Here is a 4901-nt window from a genome sequence, read left to right as displayed (position 1 = left end):
CCCGCACGAACCAGAGGGCGAGCGCTCTGTGTGAGCGCTCGCCTGACGATGCCTCGGTGGGACCGGGATTGGCTTCAGCCCTGTCAGACCGGCACGTGTGGACCTGGCCCGCGCATCAGGCGCAGCGCCAACATGACCACCCACATTCCGGCGAGGACGATCCCGATCCGTTCGACGAGCCCTGCCGGCCCGCCCTCGGCCAACTTGGCGATGAGGACGAATACGACATACGAGATGGGTACCAGCAGGCCGGTGGCGACCGAATACCAGTGCCAGCCCCGGTTTCCGAGTTGGCCGCGCCGGGCCAGCACGAAGCACGCCGCAGGCAGCGAAGTGAACTGGACCAAGCCGAGGAGGGAGTGGACGGCGCCGTGCACCGTGAGCACTTCCGGCTCACCGGGCGGGTAACCGAGCGAGGGATCAGGAAGGATGGGTCCGATAGCGAAGAAGGTGAAGCCATAGATGCCGAGCAGGATGGGGCCCCAGGTGGACCCACGGCCGGTACGGATCACCCGCCTCGCCCCGACGGCGAAAGCGAGCAGCAGCGTCCCGGTGACGATGTAGTTGGTGATCTGCATCCACCCGCCGGGCCCCAATTCGAGGTTGCTGTCGGGCACGACCCAGGGGTTGTAGTCGGGTCGTATGGCCCCGAGCACGTGAATGACAACAATATTGAGCAGCGGCCCGATGACGCCGCCCGCCAGCAGCAGTTTCGTCCCCGCTGACAACTCTCCGGTGCTGTGTTCGCCTAGCTTCGCGTGGGCGAGGGTGTCGGTCACGACACGTGTCCTCTCGTCGTCGATCAATGGGTGAGCTCGAGGTGCGTCCGGCTCGCGGCCGCACTCGAGGAACACCACTATCGAACGACCGGTCACCCCGGAGATTGGAAAAATGTTCCCCAGGCCCGGTACCGCTGCTGTGCGATGGGCGGCAGGTCGCCGGTGTGCAGGGCTCCTGGTGTCCGGTCGGCGAAGATCGCCATGTCCCGGCACAGATGCGCCTGATCGGTGTATCCGCATACCGCCGCGACGTCGGCGGCGGGCCTGCCCGCCAGCAAACCCGCGACCGCGCGCCGGAACCGCACCACCATCGCCGCCCGCTTCGGGGTAGACCCGATCTGCGATTCGAACCGCGCCCACAACCGTTTACGGCTCCATCCGAGCGACTCGGCCAGCTCGCCGACCTTCACCTGGCCGCCGGAGCCGAGTATCCGATGCCAGGCAGCGACCACTTCGGGATCCGGTGTCCGCGTCGGCCTGTCGCGATCGGCGAGAAACGAGGACGTAAGCGCGAACCGTTCTTCCCAGGTTCCGGCGTCGGCGAGTTGCTCGCGCAGCCGCCGCACCCCGTGTCCCCATAGCTCATCCACCGAGACCGCGCCGCGGCCCAGGTCGGTTGCGGCAGTTCCCAGCAGCGAGTGCGCCCGGATCGGCGACATGCGGATCTCCACGCACTCGGCCTGTCCACTTCGAATACGCATGGCTGCCATAGGAAGGCCGACGACGAGCCCGCCCACAGTCTGCCGCCCCGCGGCATCGTCCACCGTCAGCCCGCCCCCGCCGAACTCGATCACCACGGCAACCGCCGTCGTCGCCGCGACACGCAAGTCCAGCCCGACCCCACTCACATCGCGGTAACCGATGACCGCGGCTCCCGAGGGCGCAGCGGCCGCCGGCCCCGCAAACTCCCAACCCCCGCCGGACCCACAGGTGATATTCGCGACCCGCACCCGTACCAGCCTACGGAAACACCTGGCCAGCCCTGTTCCCAACAGCCCCGGCGAGGTGCGCTCAGGGATATCCGACGGTAGGTGACGGCTGCTGTCCCGGACGGCCGAGCGAGATCAGGAACAGCGTCAGCGAGATCACCGCCCCGGCAGCAAGAACCACGAGCAGAAGGTTCGCGTTCGCGCTGGAAGTGTGGGCCGCGAGATGCGCACCGTAGCGCAGGTGAATCACGAGATGCGCGGCCGACCACACCGCGTACGAGCCCAGTCCGCTGCGCACGGCCAGCGGGCTCGCGGCCAGGGCCGATGCCGCGAGGGGAATGGCAAGCGCCAGATTCATCGCGCCGTAGTCGAGCAACAGGTGCGGGTTGTACGGCATGCCGAGATTGACCCAGGAAAGGGAAAAGAACCATTCGGGCGCGGCCAGGATCACGACTCCCAGGACGGTGGAGACGACGGCGAAGAACAGCAGTCCCCCGCGCGCCACCCGGCCCCGCGCGCCCGTCACCGGGACGCCCGCTCTCGCAGGAATCCTTCGAACGTGATCGTGCCTCGGGGATTGTCGGGTACGAGATTCCACCCCTCCGCATAGCCGCGCGCGATCTTGCCCGGCAGTCGCGGCGAGAGAATCGGCCGTCGCCGTTGCACGACCGAGCGGTGGATCTCGGCGAGCTCTCGCAGGCTGTGGATCCGCGGCCCGCCCAGATCCGGTGCGCGGCCGACGGGTGTGTGGACGGCCAGCTCGGCCAGGTGGTCCGCGACCGTGCCGATTTCGATGGGCTGGAATCGGAGCCCGGCGGGAGCGAAGGTGACCGGCGACCACCGCTGCACATCGAATATGGTGGCCAGCAGATCGTGGAACTGGGTGGCGCGCAGGTTCGTCCAGGGCAGCCCGCTCCCGGAGATCACCTCCTCCGCGGCGAGTTTGGCGCGGTAGTAGGGCAACGGGATCCGGTCCACACCGGCAATCGAGATATTCACCAGATGCGGCGCGCCCCCGGTTCGGCTGATCGCGTCGACGAGTCGCTGGGCCGCCACCACGTCACCGCGGCCGTAGGTGGTGGCGCAGTGCACGACCACATCCATTCCCGCGACGGCCTCCTCGAGCCCGGCTCCGGTGCGCAGATCCCCGACCGTACGCCCTGCTCCGGGGGTGCGGCTCAGCACTCGAACCTCGCGCTCCCGGTCCTTCAATCGTTCGACCACGGCCCGGCCCAGTTTTCCGGTGCCACCGGTGACCAGCACGGTGCTCATCCTGACCTCACTTCCTCGCGGACGGTATGCGTTCATCGGTTCAGAACCGGGCACAGCCCCGGAATGTGACAGGTCGAGGTGACTGTGGCGCAGCTCTCAGCGGCTGGCTCGAATAATGTCGCAAGCAATGGATTCGCCGAAAACCGCCGACGCCCGCCGAGCGTCGGTCTTCGAGGAGCATCGGCCACGCCTGTTCGGTCTGGCCTATCGCCTGCTGGGCTCCGCTACGGACGCCCAGGACATAGTGCAGAGCGCCTACCTGAGCTGGCACGACGCCGACTGGGTTGAGACACCCGGTGCCTGGCTGTCCAAGGTGGTCACGAATCTGTGCCTCAACCAGCTCACCTCCGCACGTTCCCGCCGCGAAACCTATCCCGGCCCGTGGCTGCCCGAACCGGTGCTCACCGAGACCGGTGTGCTCGGTCCGCTGGAGACGGTGGAGCAACGCGAGTCGGTGTCCATGGCGTTCATGCTGCTGCTGGAACAGCTCACCCCGACCGAGCGGGCCGTCTTCGTCCTGCGTGCGGCTTTCGGCCACTCGCATGCCGAGATAGCCGGCATTCTCGATATCGATGCCGCACACTCACGCCAGCTGTATCACCGTGCCCGCGCGCATCTGGCGGACAGGCGAAAGCGCTTCGCCGCCGACGACTCCCGGCACCGCCGGATAGTCACCGAATTCCTGGCCGCCGCCACCTCCGGCGATGCGACGAGCCTGCACCGCCTGCTGGCCGACGATGTAGTGGCCTGGACCGACGGCGGCGGCGCGATCGCAGCCCGCCGCCCGATCCTGGGCCGCGACCGTGTCCTTCGCTATCTGATCGGCATGAGCCGCCGCCCCGAGACTTCCCGCGTCACCCTCGACACCGCAATGGTCAACGGCGAGCCCTCGATCCTCGCCTTCGACAGCGACCGGCTCGCCGCCGTCATCGCCATCGAGCTCACCGACTCCCGAATCGTGGCGGTACGCATGATCGTGGCCGAAGCGAAGCTGGCTTTCGCCGCAGCCACCGTCGATCAAGTAGTCGCCGACGCACCACATTCGGCGAACTGATCGAGACTCGGTTGAACGAATCGGCAGAAGAGGTACCGAAAGGGCTCGGATCGAAGCCCGCGAACGACATCCGACCCGGAACGGTCGCACCCGAGAGGGGACCGGCGACGAAGCCAACGAACGGCGCACAACCCAGGACGGGCAAACCCGAGAGGGGGTCCGGGGGCGAAGCCCGCCGGGTGGGGCGTGGGGGCTCCGCCCCCACAAAACACGCGGAACCAAAAAACGGCGCATGCTTTCCATAAGCATGCGCCGCCTTTGGTGGAGCTAAGGGGAATCGAACCCCTGACCTTCTCGATGCGAGAGCCAGCGACTACAGCTGACAACTGTTGGCTACGCACTGAACAGCAATAATGCGGTCTGCCAGATGGTTCAGCGACTTTCCACTACTCATCGCGATCGAACACCCATTCGATTCAGCACCGCGCCAGCGTAATTTGTTGGGACATAGTTGGATGCGTCGGCAGGCTTCCGTCAGCATGTCGGGTGTGCGATGCTCCGGACGTATCCGACTTCAGCTATTGATCAGCAACAGAACAGAGTGGCAAGGGCAGCAGTGTTCAAGGCCCACGGGTCAGGACAGAGCAACAAGCCTGAATCGATCAAGCCTGGCGGGTCTCCCGAGCTGGGTCGACGCATCGCTGAGGGCACTCATGGGCAAAGCTGTCCCGGCCTGAGTCGGGCCACCAGCGCCCCGGCTCCAGGAAGTACACGCAGTCGATAGAGAACCAAGATGTGATGGGTCACACCATCAGACGCCCGCGCCGGACCGTCAGATCTAGCATGTCAATTGCCTTCCCCCGGTAGCGTATTGCTATGCCCGACTACCGCCAGCATCCTTCGTTCGTCGACACCGCCAGCGACATA

The 4901-nt window shown here is 66.5% G+C and carries 5 protein-coding genes; 1 reads left to right on the top strand and 4 read right to left on the bottom strand.

What is annotated here, in order from left to right:
* Positions 1-83 precede the first annotated feature (83 nt).
* The 4 genes from RJ05_RS27025 to RJ05_RS27010 all read right to left on the bottom strand — a co-directional run bounded on the left by RJ05_RS27025 (position 84) and on the right by RJ05_RS27010 (position 2980).
* Positions 84-806, bottom strand: a complete 723-nt coding sequence (locus tag RJ05_RS27025; RefSeq protein WP_162140656.1) for a DUF998 domain-containing protein — start codon at positions 804-806, stop codon at positions 84-86.
* Positions 807-871: 65 nt separating this feature from the next.
* Positions 872-1480 carry an AraC family transcriptional regulator gene (locus RJ05_RS27020; RefSeq protein WP_249040483.1) on the bottom strand — a complete coding sequence of 203 codons (609 nt, stop codon included), beginning with the start codon at positions 1478-1480 and terminating at the stop codon, positions 872-874.
* A gap of 310 nt (positions 1481-1790) precedes the next feature.
* Positions 1791-2234: a hypothetical protein gene (locus RJ05_RS29600; protein ID WP_051016950.1), complete on the bottom strand. Its 444-nt coding sequence runs from the start codon at positions 2232-2234 to the stop codon at positions 1791-1793.
* Positions 2231-2980 carry an SDR family oxidoreductase gene (locus tag RJ05_RS27010; protein ID WP_036542345.1) on the bottom strand — a complete coding sequence of 250 codons (750 nt, stop codon included), beginning with the start codon at positions 2978-2980 and terminating at the stop codon, positions 2231-2233. The genes RJ05_RS29600 and RJ05_RS27010 overlap by 4 nt, the downstream gene beginning before the upstream one ends.
* Before the next feature lie 127 nt (positions 2981-3107).
* On the opposite strand from RJ05_RS27010, the gene sigJ reads away from it, so the two are divergent.
* The gene (gene sigJ, locus RJ05_RS27005; protein WP_036542342.1) at positions 3108-4034 is read left to right on the top strand and encodes an RNA polymerase sigma factor SigJ; all 927 of its coding nucleotides are present in this window, start codon (positions 3108-3110) and stop codon (positions 4032-4034) included.
* Positions 4035-4901: the final 867 nt, after the last annotated feature.

Source organism: Nocardia cyriacigeorgica NBRC 100375, from assembly GCF_000308555.1.
In the GTDB taxonomy this organism is placed as follows: Bacteria; Actinomycetota; Actinomycetes; order Mycobacteriales; family Mycobacteriaceae; genus Nocardia; species Nocardia cyriacigeorgica.
Note: the sequence above shows the minus strand (reverse complement) of the source record. Positions and strands in the feature narration are given on the sequence as shown.